This is a genomic window from Roseofilum sp. KMC-1 (assembly GCF_057802075.1).
Window position 1 is genome coordinate 1,218,120 of sequence record NZ_CM173605.1, and the last position, 17,867, is coordinate 1,235,986.

12 protein-coding genes and 1 pseudogene are annotated in these 17,867 nt (G+C 47.3%); 6 read left to right on the top strand and 7 right to left on the bottom strand.

What is annotated here, in order from left to right:
* Positions 1-50 precede the first annotated feature (50 nt).
* The 4 genes and pseudogenes from AC3FZD_RS05770 to AC3FZD_RS05785 all read left to right on the top strand — a co-directional run bounded on the left by AC3FZD_RS05770 (position 51) and on the right by AC3FZD_RS05785 (position 9,103).
* A complete protein-coding gene (locus AC3FZD_RS05770; protein ID WP_488739215.1) occupies positions 51-2,600 on the top strand; it encodes a glycogen/starch/alpha-glucan phosphorylase in 2,550 nt (849 codons plus the stop codon).
* Between the two features lie 167 nt (positions 2,601-2,767).
* Positions 2,768-2,902: pseudogene (locus AC3FZD_RS05775) on the top strand (DUF4258 domain-containing protein); the annotation flags it as partial.
* Positions 2,889-3,083 carry a DUF2283 domain-containing protein gene (locus tag AC3FZD_RS05780; RefSeq protein WP_488739216.1) on the top strand — a complete coding sequence of 65 codons (195 nt, stop codon included), beginning with the start codon at positions 2,889-2,891 and terminating at the stop codon, positions 3,081-3,083. The pseudogene AC3FZD_RS05775 and the gene AC3FZD_RS05780, both read left to right, overlap by 14 nt.
* 266 nt (positions 3,084-3,349) lie before the next feature.
* Positions 3,350-9,103: an alpha-2-macroglobulin family protein gene (locus tag AC3FZD_RS05785; RefSeq protein WP_488740275.1), complete on the top strand. Its 5,754-nt coding sequence runs from the start codon at positions 3,350-3,352 to the stop codon at positions 9,101-9,103.
* 59 nt (positions 9,104-9,162) lie between these two features.
* On the opposite strand, the gene AC3FZD_RS05790 is transcribed toward AC3FZD_RS05785, so the two are convergent.
* Entirely contained in the window at positions 9,163-9,480 is a 318-nt protein-coding gene (locus AC3FZD_RS05790) for a hypothetical protein (RefSeq protein ID WP_488739217.1), read from the bottom strand.
* A gap of 333 nt (positions 9,481-9,813) precedes the next feature.
* Between AC3FZD_RS05790 and AC3FZD_RS05795 the strand changes: the two genes are divergently transcribed.
* Together AC3FZD_RS05795 and AC3FZD_RS05800 are read left to right on the top strand one after the other, a co-directional pair.
* Positions 9,814-10,059 (top strand): hypothetical protein, encoded by a 246-nt coding sequence (locus tag AC3FZD_RS05795; protein ID WP_488739218.1) that lies wholly within the window; start codon positions 9,814-9,816, stop codon positions 10,057-10,059.
* A gap of 289 nt (positions 10,060-10,348) precedes the next feature.
* Positions 10,349-10,468 carry a hypothetical protein gene (locus AC3FZD_RS05800; protein ID WP_488739219.1) on the top strand — a complete coding sequence of 40 codons (120 nt, stop codon included), beginning with the start codon at positions 10,349-10,351 and terminating at the stop codon, positions 10,466-10,468.
* 12 nt (positions 10,469-10,480) lie between these two features.
* Here AC3FZD_RS05800 and AC3FZD_RS05805 read toward each other — a convergent pair whose 3' ends face one another.
* The 6 genes from AC3FZD_RS05805 to AC3FZD_RS05830 all read right to left on the bottom strand — a co-directional run bounded on the left by AC3FZD_RS05805 (position 10,481) and on the right by AC3FZD_RS05830 (position 17,844).
* Entirely contained in the window at positions 10,481-11,293 is an 813-nt protein-coding gene (locus tag AC3FZD_RS05805; protein WP_488739220.1) for an Rpn family recombination-promoting nuclease/putative transposase, read from the bottom strand.
* Between the two features lie 89 nt (positions 11,294-11,382).
* Positions 11,383-13,683, bottom strand: coding sequence for a xanthine dehydrogenase molybdopterin binding subunit (gene xdhB / locus AC3FZD_RS05810; RefSeq protein WP_488739221.1), 2,301 nt, complete (start codon positions 13,681-13,683; stop codon positions 11,383-11,385).
* 32 nt (positions 13,684-13,715) lie between these two features.
* Positions 13,716-15,119 carry a xanthine dehydrogenase small subunit gene (gene xdhA, locus AC3FZD_RS05815; RefSeq protein WP_488739222.1) on the bottom strand — a complete coding sequence of 468 codons (1,404 nt, stop codon included), beginning with the start codon at positions 15,117-15,119 and terminating at the stop codon, positions 13,716-13,718.
* Positions 15,120-15,252: 133 nt separating this feature from the next.
* Positions 15,253-15,909, bottom strand: coding sequence for a class I SAM-dependent methyltransferase (locus AC3FZD_RS05820; protein ID WP_488739223.1), 657 nt, complete (start codon positions 15,907-15,909; stop codon positions 15,253-15,255).
* Positions 15,910-15,993: 84 nt separating this feature from the next.
* Positions 15,994-16,476: an SAM-dependent methyltransferase gene (locus AC3FZD_RS05825; protein WP_488739224.1), complete on the bottom strand. Its 483-nt coding sequence runs from the start codon at positions 16,474-16,476 to the stop codon at positions 15,994-15,996.
* A 21-nt stretch (positions 16,477-16,497) separates the two neighbouring features.
* On the bottom strand, positions 16,498-17,844 hold the full coding sequence (locus AC3FZD_RS05830; protein ID WP_488739225.1) for a TIGR03985 family CRISPR-associated protein: 1,347 nt from the start codon (positions 17,842-17,844) through the stop codon (positions 16,498-16,500).
* Positions 17,845-17,867: the final 23 nt, after the last annotated feature.

Genomic DNA, 17,867 nt, shown 5'->3' on the forward strand with positions numbered 1-17,867 from the left:
TACGCTGTAAAATGGCACATCACCATTATGGCGAGAACGGCAAGAACTGTATGAACGAACGCATGATCCCTGAAGAACAATGTCCGATTCAGATTGAAGATGACCGGACAGGAATGAGTGTAGAGACGCTCAAACGTGCCTTTGCAGATAACCTATTTTACTTACAAGGAAAGTATGAATCTCTAGCCACGCAGGATGACTTCTACATGGCTCTCGCCTATACTCTGCGCGATCGCCTCCTCAGTCGTTGGCTGAAAACCCTGAAAACCTACCTGGAAAATGACGTAAAAACGGTCTATTATCTATCCGCCGAATTCCTCATGGGTCGGCACTTAGGCAATAGCCTGATCAACTTACACCTGTATGACCGGGTGCGTCAAGCCGTAGAAGAATCAGGTCTCGATCTCGAAGAAATCCTCGAACACGAACCCGATCCCGGTTTGGGTAATGGCGGTTTAGGTCGATTAGCCGCTTGCTTCCTCGACTCCCTCGCTACCCTAGAAATTCCGGCTGTTGGCTACGGGATTCGCTATGAATTTGGTATTTTCCATCAAATCATTCAGGGGGGATGGCAAGCGGAAATCCCCGATAAATGGTTACGTCTGGGTAATCCTTGGGAAATTGCTCGTCCCGATCAAGCCGTAGAAGTCAAATTTGGCGGTCATACGGAAACCTACCACGACGAAAAAGGACGGCCCAGAATTCGTTGGATTCCCGGTATAACCGTTATGGGAATTCCCTATGATACGCCGGTTCCTGGCTATGATACCAATACCGTTAACCCTCTACGGTTATGGAAAGCAGAATCGAGTGATGATTTTGATTTCAGCGAATTTAACGCGGGGAATTATGATGGCGCGGTTTCAGAGAAAATGCGCTCTGAAACTATCTCCAAAGTTCTCTATCCCAATGACAATACTCCCCAAGGGAAACAACTGCGACTCGAGCAACAATTCTTCTTTGTCTCCTGTTCCCTGCAAGATATTATCCGGGTTCACTTGATGCGCCATAAGACCTTGGATAATTTACCAGAGACGACCGCCATTCAACTCAATGATACCCACCCAACCGTGGCGATCGCCGAAATGATGCGTTTATTACTCGATGAACATGGCTTTGATTGGAATATTGCTTGGCGCATTACCCAAAAAACCTTTGCCTACACCAACCATACCCTAATGCCAGAAGCCTTAGAACGGTGGTCAGTCAGCCTGTTTGAATCGGTTCTTCCCCGTCATCTGGAAATCATTTACGAAATCAACCATCGTTTCCTCGAAGATGTGAAGCATTGGTATCCTGATGATTTAGAACTCCTCAGTCGTCTGTCCCTGATTGAAGAAGGCCCAGAAAAGAAAGTCCGCATGGCTAATTTAGCCTGTGTCGGTTCCCATGCTATTAATGGGGTGGCTGCCTTACATACCGAATTACTCAAACAGGATACTCTGAAAGATTTTTACAAGCTTTGGCCGGAGAAATTCTACAATAAGACCAATGGAGTGACCCCTCGTCGTTGGCTCCTATTAAGTAATCCCAAATTGTCAGAACTCTTTAGCCGCAAGCTAGGTGAAGGTTGGTTAAAGGATGTGGATCAGTTGCGTCAACTGGAAAGTTCGGTTGAAGATCCAGAATTTCGAGCCGAGTGGAGCCAGATTAAACAGCACAATAAAAACTTGATGGCGGAATATATCCGCACTCACAACGGATTAGAAATCGATCCCAAGTCCTTATTTGATATTCAAGTGAAGCGGATTCATGAATACAAGCGCCAACACCTGAATGTCTTGAATATCATCACGCTGTATAACCGGATTAAGCAGAATCCAGGTCTGAATATTCAACCGAGGACTTTTATCTTTGGGGGTAAGGCTGCACCGGGATATTTCATGGCTAAATTAATCATTAAGTTGATTAATTCTGTGGCTGAAGTTGTCAATAAAGATCCCGATGTACGCGGTCGGATTAAGGTCGTCTTTTTGGCGAACTTTAATGCTTCCTTGGGGCAGAAAATTTATCCCTGTGCCGATTTGTCTGAGCAAATTTCCACAGCAGGGAAGGAAGCATCAGGCACTGGGAATATGAAGTTTTCGATGAATGGCGCTCTTACCATTGGTACATTAGATGGGGCCAATATTGAAATCCGGGAAGAAGCCGGTGCAGAGAATTTCTTTCTGTTTGGTTTGACGGCTCAAGAGGTAGCAGAGCTGAAACAACAGGGATATAAGCCTTGGGAGTATTATGAACAAAATGCGGAACTCAAGCAAACGATCGATCGCATTTCTTCTGGATTGTTCTCCCATGGCGATCGCAACCTGTTCAAGCCTTTGGTAGATTCCTTGATGTACAGTGACCCCTATATGCTGTTTGCTGATTATCAGGATTATATTGATTGTCAAGATAAGGTGGATCTGGCGTATGCCGATCAAGAAAATTGGATCAAGATGTCGATTGTGAATTCAATCCGCATGGGTAAATTTTCTAGCGATCGCACCATTCGCGAATATTGCGAACAAATTTGGGGCGTTAAACCCGTAAAAGTTGAACTGGAAGAATATAATCAAGCCTTAGCTGGTTTGAAAGTTCCCCAAAAACTGGGGTCTTAGGCTCTGAATTGACCCCGTTCAGACTTTAAAATTAAGGCGGGTTTATACCCGTCTTTTTAAGGTCTGAATGGAGCCGGATCGGTTTTACAGCGCTTTGTAGTCTGTCTCAACTAAAATAACGGATAGGTAAGTTGGGTCAGCGATCGCCAGATCGTTTAGAATTCGCAGAAGAAGACAAACGAATTGCTCAAAAAGGTCTGAATGAAAATCTGGTGCTTCGCGTGGTCTATCGAGAATTTAATGCCTTTATTCTCATCATCACCATTTATCCGGGTAAGAGGTCTAGATATGAAAAAAATTAGCTATAGTAAAGAGGTTGATGTCCTCATGATTTCGTTTTCTGATGGCGCGATCGCCTATGCAGAAGATGAAGGAGACATCATCCTGCACTACTCTGAAGATAACCAGCTTGTTTTGATTGAAATTCTCGACTTTCGTCGATTAATGTCAGATGAAGTGGTTAAAGCGCTAATCGCGGCTTGAAATACTGCCCAAGTTTTTCGCTCTTGTCCGAGGTTCTCGAAGAAACCGGGTTTCTTTGGCCCCCCATCCTCCAACTTAACATTAAGTGACAGATTGTAAAGTATATCTACAAACTCTTCCCAAACCCTGCCCCCATCAGGTAAGACAAGATCAGATTCAGTAAGGGAAGATCAGTAATGCCCCGTCGTCGCTCCATACTCGGAATGAGACAACTGCGCCAACTGCGGCGTACTATTAGCCACTATTACCGCAAACATCGAGCATTAATGTTGATTTTGCTCTTTATGCTGACGTTGACGGGGTGTAGACTGGCTGGAGTGCGATCGGGAAATCAACCCCTTCCTAGCGTCTCTCCCCTTCCCTTAGCCACTCCCCCTGCTTGGATTGAGAGCATTAACCCCACAGAAGAGGCAAAACCGCTTAATCAAATTAATGTTATCTTTACCGATCCTCTCATTCCCCTAGAAAGTCTCGACTCTCCCCAACAAGGTGATTTGCTCAACAAATTTGAAATTACCCCCAGAATACCGGGAACCTTTCGCTTTTTAACTCCGCGAATGGTGGGATTTCAAGCGGATCGCGCCCTTCCCTTAGCCACCAGGGTACAAGTGACGCTCAAACAAGGCTTACAAGACCTGAATAACCATCAATTAGACCGGGATTTTGCTTGGACATTTAACACCCTTCCCATTCAACTGTCCAATCTTCCAGGGACGAATCTAGACAGCAATGGCAACCCAGAACCGGTAGATATTAATCCCGAATTGAAGTTTACCTCTAACGTGGAGTTAGACCTGAATTCCTTAGTCGAGCATACCCGGTTAGTGTCTGCGGGGAGCGATCGCGATATTCCCCTAAAAATTGCCCTTGATGAAAATAGCAGCAGTAGCGATCCGCAAACCGCTTTTGATCCCTCCCAGCAACAATACGACTATATTATTACCCCCGAAAGAACCCTCGAAAAAAACACCCCCTACAGCCTAGAAATCTCCGCCGGATTAAAACCCGCTAACGGCAACTTAGCCAGCGAAATTCCCTTTTCTAGTCAATTTAAAACCTACAATGCTCTCAACTTTGACGAACTCGAAACCACCGGCGAACCTGGCTCTGGGGGAACCTATGGGCGCTTTGTTAAAGGTAGCCCCCAGTTAAGATTTAATAATCCCATTGTCGCCGAATCTGCCGTTAATAGCATTACAATCGATCCCCCTCCTGTACCGAATGCCCCTCCCCTGGTGCGATTCACCTATGAACCCAACCTGATTCAGCTTAACCCCTGGGCCTTAGAGCCGGATACGAATTATACGATTACTCTTGGTGCAGAACTAGAGGATAAATTTGGACAGAAGCTAGAGAATCCAGTCACTCTACAATATAATACGGGCAACGTAGCAGCAGATATCTGGGTACAGAGTGAATTAAATATATTACCCAACACAGAAAATCTACAGCTTGATATTTCCAGTGTTAACCTCCCCGATGGAGAATATCAAGCCGCATTTCGTCGCCTAGAACCCACCGATTTAGTCTATGTCGATTCCGCCTATCCCCAGGGAGAAGGAAATGATATTTTACCCTCGGAAAATCAATGGCAAACCTATAAAGTTTCCGGGCAACAAAACCAAACCGTTATTAATTCAGTCAACTTAAAATCCCAATTAGGGGGCGAATCAGGACTACTCGCCTATGGAGTAAAAGCCAGAACCAACTCCTATGAAGAAAATGGGGAGCAGCAATGGAATACCCCCACCTATTACGGATTAGTAGAATTGACCAATCTGGGGGTATTTGCCCAATGGTTCCCAGAGTCGGGTTTAGTGCGAGTCAATCATCTGGATAATGGGCAAGCCGTTGCCGGTGCTACTGTGGAGATTTATCCATCGAAATTGGGGGAAAAATCGAGACCGAAACCCAGAGCTTGTGCCATTGGAAAAACGGACGATCTCGGATTACTGCAATTAACCAGCCAAGACTTGCAAAATTGTATGGGGGGAAGTCGGTTTTCGGAAGCACCAGAACTGTTAGTTATTGCCAGAGAAGGTAATGATTGGGCTTTTACTCGCACTGAGTCCTATAGTGGCGCTTATGGTTATGGGATTTATGCCGATTGGGAAGACACAAAACCGGTTTCTAGGGGGACAATTTTTTCTGATCGCCAGCTCTATCAACCGGGAGAAAAAGCGGTCTTTACGGGTGTGGCTTATTATCTGGAACAAGGAGACCTGAAAACCGACGCGCGAGCCAATTATCGAGTGAAAATCCAAGATCCCAAAGGCAAGGAAACGGATTTAGGAACCTATACAACCAATGGTTTTGGCACATTTTCCGTTGAGTTTCCGTTAGAAAAAAACCAGGAAGTCGGAGAATATGTCATTCGTGCAGAAGGGAGTCAGGAAATCACCTTAACCGGTAACTTCCAAGTCGCTGAATTTAATCCGCCTAACTTTAAGGTGGAAGTGGCTCTCAATCAAGAGGTGGCGCAACCGGGAGACTCTATCACAGCGACAACGAGCAGTAATTATCTGTTTGGCGCTCCTGTTATTGGAGGTAGAGCCGAATATTATGTCACTCGTCGGCAAACCCAGTTTACGCCCCAACAATGGCAGGAGTATACTTTTGGCCCCCAATGGTTTTGGCCGGAAGAAGCACCCGTGGTAGAAACAGAAGTGTTGCAAACTCGGCAAACCCTGGATGATGGGGGCGCGGGAGAGCAAAGCTTTAAGCTGGATGCCGATTTGCCCTATCCGATGACCTATCAGGTGGATGTGTCGGTCTCGGATGTGTCGAATTTGTCCGTGAGTGACTCGCAAACCCTGACGGTGTTGCCGAGTGCCAATATCATCGGTTTAAAGAGTAGCTTTGTGGCTGATGCCGGGCAACCATTCCCCGTGGAAGTGGTGGTTACCGATGCACAGGGGAATGCGAAAGCGGGAGAGCGGGTGAGACTGGAATTGCAGAAAATGACCTATTCTAGCGTAACTCGTGTGGTGGAAGGGGGACGGAGCGATCGCACCCAAGTGGAGTATGAAACGGTAGGCGAAACCACTGTCAGATCCGGCCAAAGCGCTACCACTGCCCAACTTACGCCCCCGGACTCTGGTTCCTATCGCATTCGTGCTAACTTTGCAGGCAGTCAAAATAGTGCCACCGCTACCGACTTGCAAATCTGGGCAACCGGAGGCAGTGGGGTGCGTTGGGGTCGAGGAGATGAGGATAAGCTAGAAATTAAACTGGACAAAGAGACCTACAAACCCGGAGATACGGCAACTGCGCTGATTCAGTCTCCCTACGAACAGGGGCAACTCTACTTTGCCATTATCCGCGATAAACCCCTGTTCCAAGCCTTGCAACCGGTGCAAGGCGGGGCCCCTCAAGTGCAATTCCAAGTCACGCCAGAGATGCTACCGAATGCGGCATTCGAGGCGGTTCTGGTGCGTCAGGGACGCTCCCTGAGCGAAGTCGAAGGGAGCGAAGTCGAAGGGGACTTAGAGAACTTGGTCAAAATTGGGTTTGCGCCCTTTAAGATTGATTTGAGCGATCGCCTCTTATCTGTCGAAGCTACCCCATCCAACGCCCAACTGCAACCGGGAGAATCCCAAACCCTGCAACTGCAACTGAGGGATAACACTGGCTCGCCGGTAGCAGGAGAACTGACGGTGATGGTGGTCAATGAAGCCATCTTACAACTGAGTGGCTATCGCGCCCCCAACCTCCTAGACACGGTATACGCCGAGCAACCCATTTCTACCCGGTTTAGCGATAACCGTCCCGATGTTGTCTTGCAACCCCAAGCCTCTCCCCTTGCCAAAGGTTGGGGGTATGGCGGCGGATTTTCTGCCGGAGCAGCCAACACCCGCACCCGTCGCGACTTCCAACCCCTCGCCTATTACAATGGTTCTGTTCTCACCAATAGCCAGGGACAAGGCAGTGTCACCTTTACTCTACCCGATGACCTGACGACCTGGCGGGTGATGGTGGTTGCCAAAGATGGTAATCTGCGCTTTGGCAATGGGGAAGCTACGTTTATTACCAGTCAGCCGATCCTCACGAATCCGATTTTACCGCAATTTGTGCGACCGGGCGATCGCCTCAATGCGGGTCTCTCCATCACCAATACCACGGAAGCCACCGGTAACTTAGACATCACTGGAACCGTGAGCGGTGGGTTAACCTTCGAGTCCACGAACAACAGTATGGACTCCAGGCAGGTGAAAGCCAGTCAGGGAACCATGGGCGAGCGCTTCCCCCTAGCGGTAGGGGCGGGTTTGAAACCCGCCCCTACGGAACCGGGCACAGCTACCGTAACCTTTGCTACCAATTTCAACGGCCAGCCCGTGGATGCTTTTGAAGTGCCCTTAGAGATTAAACCCCTAGAGGTGACGGAGCGGGTGGTTGAGTCGGGAACCAGCACCAACACCGTCACCCTACCGGTGAATGTTGCCCCCGATACCGCCACCGATATCGGTGGATTAGAGATTAATCTCGCCAGCACCCTGATACCCCAAATTCTTGCCCCCGCTCAACAGGTGTTTGCCGATAATCCCCTACCTTTTGCCGAACCGATGGCGAGTCAACTGCTGATTGCGGCAAGTTTGCAAACCCTGGAAAGCCAATACAGAAGCTCCCTGAGCGGAGTCGAAGGGAGCGTCGCCAACGTCTTTAATCTGCCGCAAAAAACCAGTGAAGCGCTAAATCAACTCTCTAGTCTGCAACTCGAAGATGGCGGATTTAGGGGCTATCCAGGAGTCAGCGAGTCTAATCCTTATCTTACGCCCTATGTGGCAGAGGCGATCGCCAAAGCTGCCAATGCCGGATTTTCTCCCGATGGTATCCAAGTTGACCGGCTAAAATCTTATCTACAAGACCTCTTAGCCGACCCGGAAAATGAGGATTTCTGTACCTCTGCCCTTTGTAAGAGTACCCTGCGCCTAGAAACCCTGATAGCCTTAGCTGCGTGGGGCGATGTGCGAAATGAGTTTCTCTCGGATATCTACAGCGTCCGTAGTGAATTCGATCCCGTAACTCAAATTAAGTTAGCTCGCTATTTGGCCAATTTCCCAGAATGGAAACAGGAAAGCCAAAGCCTGTTGAATGAAATTCGCGAGTCTATTTATCAGACGGGACGCAGGGCAACGATTAATTTACCGGAACAATATCAATGGTTGTCCTCTGCAACCACGGCACAAGCGGAAGCCTTGCGCTTGTTCATTGCCCAAGATGCTTCCCCCGCAGAAACGGGGCGGTTGTTAACCAGTTTGCTCTCCTTGCGGCGTAATGGCACTTGGGGCAGTACCTATAATAATGCCCAAGCGCTTGATGCTTTGGTTGCCTATGCACAAACGGAAAGCACGCCGCCTAATTTTGGTGTCGGGGTGACGTTTGCGGGTCAAAGTTTGGGCAATACCCAGTTTCAGGGTTATGAGAATTCGACTTGGAGTTTAAGCGTCCCCATGGCTCAGTTACCCAAGGGAAATAGCGAGCTGGTGTTACAGAAATCTGGCTCAGGAAACCTGCATTACCTCGTTTCCTATGGCTATCGCTTAACGGGCAATCAACCGGGGCGCTTAAATGGTTTGCGGGTGGTGCGTCAGGTGCGCCGAGCGAATGAGGAGGAGGTGTTGCGAACCACGGGACTGTACGATTTAGATCAACCCTTTGAAGTCAAAGCCGGTCAAGTGTTTGACGTTGGTTTAGAGATTATTACGGATCATCCCGTGGATCATGTGGTGATTACTGACCCGCTCCCGGCTGGTTTTGAGGCGGTCAATACAGAGTTTCAGACCGCCAATCAAGCGGTGCAAGCGGAGAGTGATAGCTGGCAAATCGACTACCAACAGGTGTATAAAGACCGAGTGGTGGCTTACGGCGATCGCCTCGCGCCTGGGATCTATGAGGTGCATTATTTAGCGCGATCTGTTACACCGGGTTCCTATCTCTGGCCGGGTGCAGAGGCGCACTTACAATATGCTCCAGAGGAGTTTGGCCGCAATGCTTCGTCTAGGTTACTGGTGGATAATTGATAATGGAGGGGATGACATAGAGAAAGCGATCGCACCAGCGATGGGTCGCATTATTGCTGTTAATCTTCTCGATCTCGTCTAATTAAATAGCGAACTTCTTCGAGTAAAACATTAAACCGGGCATCGCTTTCGGCTTGTCGTTGTGTTAATAATTCCATGCGGCGATCGCTTTCGGCTTGTCGCTCCTTAATTAATTCCATCTCTTGTTGATGTTGAGCAGCAACCTGCAATAGAGCTTGACTGGTTACTCTCAACCCATCTACACTATCTTTGATTTCGCTGATACCTTCTCTGAGTTCCCTAATGCTACCTGTGAGGTTATCTACAGTATCGGCTAACCCATCAATTCTTTCATCTGTCCAACGCTCTCTGGCCATGGTTCCTCCTGATGCAGGTCATCTCTGACTATAATTGTATTCTATGAGCGATCGCCGTTACCCCTCTTCTGTCACTTTCCGAGAATTACAGCGCGAAGCGCTGTAACAATTAACAATTAACAATTAACAATTAACAATTAACAATTAACAATTAACAATTAACAATTAACAATTAACAACGAAGAGATGTCTGCGTCGTAGTCAGAAACCGGGTTTCTGCCAGAGATTAGGACAAGCACCTGAAATGAGGAAGAAACCCGGTTTCTTTGAGTGGGGGGGCGATCGCGCTCTACGATGCTACGATGTCAATTGATCTTAGCTTAGAGGTTAGGAATGACGATTACCAACTTGTTGCCCCAATTACATAATTTATCGAGGGAGGATAAATTAAGGATTATTAAGTTTTTGCTTCAGGATTTGCATGAAGGTGGGAGCAGGGAGAATGATGCGGTTTTGTTATCAGAGCGCGATCGCTTTTTGTTGGCTCAGGTGATGGGAACTTGGACAGAAACCGATGAGGCTGAATTTTTAGAAAATACCAAGGCTTTTCGGGAGGTTGATGAAAGCTTGTGGAATTAAAGCCGATTTTATTAGATACCAATGCTTATACTGCTTTAACCCAAAATCTCTCTGATGCTGTTGAAATCATTCAATATACGCCATGGGTTGGTTTAAATGCTGTGATTTTAGGTGAATTGTTGGCAGGATTTGCTGTTGGATCTAAAGCAGAACAAAACCGCTCTCGATTAAATTATTTTTTAGAGATGGAGAAAGTCAACTGTTTGGTAATTGATACAGACACGGCTGAAGTTTATGCTAGAGTTTACCAGGGTTTGAGAAAAAAAGTAATCCAATTCCCACTAATGATATGTGGATTGCAGCGACAGCTTTACAATATAACCTCGCTTTGTTTAGCTACGATCGCCATTTTCGAGCTGTTGATAACTTGGCGATCGGATCTTGTGTTGAGGATTTTAAACTACAGTAAAGGCGATCGCCATTATTCATTGTCACGATCCACATTCTCTAAGATTTCGGTCACTGTTTCCATTGGCAGATTCAAGATTTCGGCGATCGCTTCAGGAGATAAACCATAACGAGCCATCTGGGAAATTACCTCTTGTCGTGTCTCTTCACGTCCTTCTTCACGCCCTTCTTCACGTCCTTCACTTAAGGCTTCTTGGTAAACTTTGGTTTGTCGAATTTCGCTTAGTCCTAACATCGCTTCAATCTCCTCCCGGCTTTTGGTGGGTAGCTTATAGACTATTATAGTCTCGATCAAATCAATCAGATTCTGTTGTACCTGTTGTTGGGTTAACTGAGATTTCGCTTGTGCAATCAGGGTTTTGGCTTTTTCCGGAGCGCTACTTTCATCTTCGATAATCAGTTTAACTACCCCTAACCCTAACGACTGTTGAGGCAGTTCATTCAGATAAATGCGTCGCACTTGGGGAAGTTGGAGAGGTTCAGTAAAGTGTAGGGGATTTATCCTCTCCGTGTTCCGATTGGGGTAAATGACGACAACTTGCCAAGGGTGAGGAGGCTTATATTGTCTCAGATAGAGGAAGACTTCGCTAAATAAGCGGTAATAGAGATCTTCATCCGGTTGAAATTGCACCTCGGTGATATAGAAGGGAAGATCGGGGTTATTGCTACTGGGAAGGAACAGTCCATCAAGACGGAAAGCCAGTTGCTTCACTTCTACGGAGGTAAAGGTGTAGAGATTTGCTCTGGTTGAGGGAAGTCCACAGAGTTCAAAGAAGAATTGGGGAAAATCTTGGAAGACTTTGTAAAAGAGGGTATCGGTTTTCATCCGGTTATGGAGATTTCGGCATGACTCTATTATCGCAGAAACTGGGGTTCTTCGATGGGGTGAGGCGATCGCCCAATCATTTTTAATTTTTAATTTTTAATTTTTAATTGAACCGCGATCGCCCTTAAAATTGCCTCTGGAGTTGCTGGAGAAGCTAACCGAACCTGCTGGCAATTGCCGAAAGCAGCCACAGCTTCCCGAATCGCTTCCCGCACCGAAATCGCTAACATAAAAGGCGGTTCTCCCACCGCTTTTGAGCCGTAAATTACCCCCGGTTGTGACGCTTTTTCCAGTAAGCTGATGTGGAAGTGTTCCGGAATATCAGCCACCGTGGGAATTTTATAGGTACTGGGGGAATAAGTGCAGAGTCTACCTTCATTATCCCACACCAATTCCTCCATTGTCAACCATCCCATTCCTTGAACAAAACCGCCCTCAATTTGTCCGCGATCGACCAAAGAATGGAGAGAATTTCCCACATCATGAACAATATCCACTTGCCTTAATTTAAACACCCCCGTAAAGCGATCCACTTCCACCTCACTCACAGCAGCACCATAGGCATAATAATGGAACGGGCGACCTCTTCCCGTTTGTGGATTCCAAGAAATATTAGGCGTGCGATAATAGCCCGTTGCCGACAAACTTATTCGCTCCAAATAAGCTTGATCAATCACATCATCAAAGCTCACTTTTAAGTTAGGATTAGTGCTAGAATAAATCCAATCCTCAGCAAACACCAAATCTTCAGGAGCATACAAATTGAGCAACTTAGCTGCAACTGGAGCCAATCGTTCCTTGAGCGTTTCGCAAGCATTTTTTATCGCCTGTCCATTTAAATCAGAACCACTCGAAGCCGCCGTTGCCGAAGTATTTGGCACTTTATCCGTACTCGTCGGCATCACTCGAAATCGGTCAATCTTCACCCCCAAAGATCTTGCCGCAACTTGCAGCATTTTACTCTGTAATCCCTGTCCCATTTCCGTGCCCCCATGGTTCAGTTGAATACTGCCATCAAGGTAGATTAAAATCAACGCTCCCGCCTGATTATATTCACTTTTAGTAAACGAAATACCAAACTTAACCGGAGTAATCGCTAATCCTCTTTTTTCATAAGCATGATATTGGTTAAAATCCCTCACTTGAGCCATTCTTGCATCAAGCTTGGCTTCTTGTTTTAATTGACTCCAAATTTGATGCAGCCGATTATCAAATAACTCTTGTCCATAGTGAGTCGTATTGGTTTCCCCAGTTCCATAATAGAAGTTTTTCTCGCGAATCTCCAGAGGACTGACTTGCAGGAAGCGAGCCATTCTATCAATAATTTCTTCAATAATAACCATCCCTTGCGGGCCGCCAAAACCACGAAATGCCGTATTAGAAACCGTATGAGTTTTAGCGATTTGTCCCCGTACTTGTAAATGGGGAATATAATAGCAATTATCCACATGAAACAGAGCGCGTCCCATAATCGGAGGCGATAAATCTAAACTCCATCCCCCATGGGAATATAAATCAACATCTAGGGCAGAAATTTTGCCTTCCGAGTTAAATCCAACCCGATATTTTCCCAAGAAACCATGACGTTTCCCCGTCATCATCATATCCTGACTGCGCTTAAGACGAAGACGCACAGATTGACCGGTTTTATGAGCAGCAAGGGCAGCAAGGGCAGCAATCGGATTAGCTTGAGTTTCTTTCCCTCCAAATGCTCCTCCCATGCGTAAACAAGTGACCACCACTTGAGAGCTAGGAATCCCTAAAACTCGTGCTACCATAATTTGAGTTTCCGTCGGATGTTGGGTAGAGGCATAAACCTGATAATTGCCTTCAGTGTCAGGCGTTACCCAACTGACTTGAGTTTCGAGATAAAAGTGATCTTGTCCGCCAATTTCAAGTTCTCCTTCTAAAAGATGTTCTGCTTTTTCTAGAGCTAAATGGGGATTGCCGCGCTGAATAACTTGGGGTTCTCCATGAAAACTATTCGCTTCAATCGCCTGCTGAATAGTTAAAATCGACTCTAGGGGACTGTAGTCAATTTTAACTTGTTTCGCTCCTTCTCGTGCGGCTGCTTCTGTTTCTGCCACTATCCATAAAATAGGTTGGCTATGATAATAAATTTCATCGGTGGGGAGGAGAACTTCATCTAAACTGATAATCCCTGTATTGTTGATACCGGGAATATCTTTGGCGGTGATTACGGTGACGACTCCGGGGACTTGTTGGGCACTAGAATCGTCAATGTGATTAATTTTTGCCCTAGCATGGGAGGAGAGAACGGGATATAGGTGAAGAAGGTCTCTGGGAGGGAGAATATCGTCAGTATAGGTGGCGTTTCCGGTAACGTGGTGGAGAGCGCTTTCATGGGTTTTGTGTTTGTTGAATTTCATAGTTGATAGCAGTGAATTAGATATTGAATAATTTAAGAGTTATCTACACTCATCTCATGGAAAAATTTCTCGCATAAATTAGCAACTAGGAGTTGACGATATTCGGCGCTGGCGCGGAGGTCAGTTAGGGGGGTAAAGGTTTGTTTTAAGATGGGTTTAATGTCCAGAATAGTGTCTAAATGCCAGGGTTTGCCGATGAGCATTTCCTCGACTGGGGTGGCGCGGATAGGGATGGGGGCGACTCCTCCATAGGCGAGTCTGGCTTGAATAATGTTCTGGTTTTCGTCTAAGTCGATGGTGAAGGCAGCCGCAACAATGCTAATATCATCCGTTCCCCGTTTGCCGATTTTATAGGATTGACTGAGACGGCGAATGGCTTTAGGTGGTATGGTTCTGGGAATAGAGATGGAGCGGATGATTTCTGTGGGTTTGAGGGCACTTTGGCGATAGTTTTGGAAAAAGTTGCATATCGGCAGAATTCTTTCTCCTGCTGCACTGGTGAGGGTGAGGGTGGCATCGAGGGAGAGGAGAACAGGGGCAATATCTCCAATGGGTGAGGCGGTTGCAAGGTTGCCACCGATGGTAGCGCGGTTGCGAATTTGGCGAGCGGCGAACCAGGAGAGCATGGTGTCGAGGCTGGGAAAGATGCCTTGAAGTTGGGTTTGGATGTGGCTCAGGGGAAGGGCTGCACCTATTTGGACGTTTTCGGGGGTGATGTGCAGATTTTGGAGTTCGGGGATGGCTTCGAGGGAGATGAGGAGGGGAAAGTGTTGGGTATGGTGACTAAGATGGAGTCCGATGTCGGTTGCGCCAGCGATGAGGGTGGCGTTAGGGTGTTGTTGGAGGAGGTGGAGGAGTTGGGGTAGGCTGCTGGGACGATGGAAGCGATCGCCCTCTTCCCCATATTCGCACCCTATCATTACCGTAGAGGCAGTCTCTAGTTTTTGGGTAAATCGATCCTGAATACCGGTAGCTCCCGTCACTTGTTGAGCGGCGCGACGGATGGGTAGATAACCGGTACAGCGACAAAGATTACCTTCAATGCAGACATCATTGACGGTTCCCTGGTAATAGGCACAAAACATACTCATAATAAAGCCTGGGGTGCAATAGCCACATTGAGAGCCACCGGTTTCAACCATGGCTTGTTGCACCGGATGCAGAGTATCCCCAGCAACACCTTCTACGGTGATGATTTCTCGCCCAAGGACTGCACCCAAGGGCACAATACAACTATTAATGGCTTGGTAGCAGGGTTTTCCCTCCTGATTTTTGGCAATAATGGCAACCGTACAAGCGCCGCAGTCCCCATCCCCACAGCCTTCTTTGGTTCCCACCCATCTATTTTGGCGCAGATATTCCAATAGGGTGCAGTTGGGAGAAGTATCTTTGAGAAAGAGGGTTTTGTTGTTAATAATTAGGTAGGGTTGAGGCATAAGTAATGAGTAATTAATATCAAATCCGGTTTCCGCAAGCGGACATGAAAATGGGTTAAACTAGCGGGCAAGATGCCCGCACTCCCTCAATCGATTGATATTACTAGAGTGGGAGCATCTTGCTCCCTACATTTTAATGAGATCGGCGACGATACTCGATCGCCAGCAAACTGTTGGGTTCCTGTTCTAGGGATTCTCGCTGGATTTCTTGCAGGCCAATGTTTTGAAAGTGTGCTAATTCTGACAGGGAGAGGGGCCAAGGGGGGCCATCGGGTTCGGTTTCGGTGGCTCGAAGCCGGGTAATGACGAGCAATGTACCGCCTGGAGCGACTAAATTGGCGATCGCCTCCATAGTTTGCGATCGCACCTTTAAGGGTAGAGATTGAATGGTATAACATTCAAAGACCCCATCAAAACCCTGATGCCAATCTTCGGGGGGAGCGAATATATCGGCGACTTGATAGGTGACCTGAGATTGGGGAAATCGCTGTTTGCACCAGGCGATCGCCGTCTCAGCTACATCAAAGGCTGTGACCTTAAATCCCTGATGAGCTAAGGCTTCGGCATCATCACCTAAACCACAACCGACCACCAGAGCGGTTTTTCCCGATTCTACCCTATGATGTTTTTGTAACCAGCTTGCCAGCAGGGGATGGGGTTTTAATTTCGCCCAGGGAATCTTGTCTTCTTCCTGATTGGCAGATTGATACAGGGTTTCAAACCAGGCATAGGGGGTATTATTATCAATGGCCTGATAAGCCATCTCTTGAATTCGCTGACGATTATCCATGGGTTTAAGGAAGTTGGGTAGCAGTAAAAAATCTGGCTCGACCTTCAAAAGGCATATCCACTGGAGGATAGAGGGGGGGACGACCTAGGGTGGGAGGGTAGGCGTTTCGGGTTGATATCCTTGTTCTAATAATAGGGGTTTCCAGGGTTGGGTGAGGTCTGCGCCGATTGCCTTACGGTTAATCTGAGGTTCAATATCCTGAAAATAACTCTGTTTGGCTTCAATGACTTCAGGTTGATCGAGTTCATAAAGAGTAGCCTCTTTGGGCCAAGACAGACGAAAAGCCCGCGCATCCATTCCTGCACCTAATATCACGATTTGATACAGGGGAGGGACAGAGGAGGCGATCAGATCGTCGAGAAATCGAGCGCGGACGGCTACATATTCATGATCTGTGGGTTGCAGTTGTTCGTTTTTAAATGCGATCGCCTCTGGAGTGACGAATTGTTGCGCCCAGGGGTCATAAAAGAGGCGATCTCGGCGATCGCTTTCTGCGGCACGAATGGCGGCCATGACTCGTGCAGTAAAGGGTACAAATGGGGTTTTAGAATCGGTTTCGGCAGTCATCTTAATGAATTTTTTTGGTTATTATACTGACTCTTCCAGGGATTGATACAGGTGTTGTTCTTGATTCACTTCTGCTCTCATGCGCTCTCGCAAGGATAAAGGCCAGAGGACTTCGCCAAAGGGTCGCCAAGCTCTGAGTCTTTGAATGACGTTAATATCGTTGTCTCGATAGTCGGCTTGATAATAGGCATCTTGGGGGGATTTGTGGTTGAGGATGGATAAGTAATGGTGTTTTTGAAGATGCGATCGCACGGTTTCATAAGGGATGGGTTTAAAGGTGGCATGACGATGGGTTCCTTGAATGTAGCGGTCATGAAACGGGCGGTCAAATCGGTATAAAAGGAGTTGCTGAGGCTCCCAGAAGTCAAAGCCCCAAACGCGATCGAGTTCGGTTTCAATATATTCTGGTGTGGGTAAGGTTTGCTGCTGATGGCGATCGCCCAATAGAGTCGGAATATCTGCATCTTCCCAAGATCGCACGGTCATCTTTTCTATCCGTTCTAGGCGATAATTATACCATTCTCCAGTCCCCTGGGGGGTTGCTCCAAAACCGCACAAGTAGAGAGCGCGACGCACATAGTAGATACTGACGGGGTAAATGATGACCGTGCAAATTTTTCCCAATTTGGCGCTGTTATAGCTCAGTTCTAGGGGAGGGATGGGGGTTTGTGCCCAGGCTTCTTTGAGTAAATCTTGCCAGTCTTCTACGCGGTCTTGCTGACTCTGATGGACGACATAATCGAGATAGAGGAAAAATCGTTGATGACCTCCCAAGGGTTGTAAGAGGGTTTGCACGGTGAGTTCTAGGTCAGGATTGAGCAGGGGGAGGGTGTGAAAAGGGGAGTTTTTGCCGATGGGATAGCCGGGGGGAGGTTGGCTAACGCGGGAGTAGTGGCGATATTCCTGCGGAGTCGCTGCGCGAACGCGACCAGTGAGCCACCCCAGATCCCGGAGGCGATAAAAGTCACTTTGCAAGGATCGGCGGGTGACCTGAAAAGGACGCTGTTGTAAATAGTCTTGGATCTGGCTTAAAGAGCATTGTTCCTGTTGGACGAATTGCTCGCACCATGGGGTAATTTCCGATGGTCTCAAGGCTTGTAATAACCAGTATTGGGTCGTTTTGCTACAAGGACAGGTGGGATCGTGGTTATCTGGGAGGCGATCGTTTTTCGGGTGAGAAGCAGTAAACCAAAACTCTCGCCATTCGGGAAAGGTAAAGGGATCTTTGATAGAAGACTCTTCATATAAAACCCGCAAGATCACCCAGAGACGAATCGCCTGTAGGAATGCTGATTTTTGCCGCAAAGCAGCCCTAGCTAAATATTTGAGCAAGATCACGGTGGGAAGGGAACTGAAGTCAATATCCATAAGGTTACCGGAGTATTGGAAGC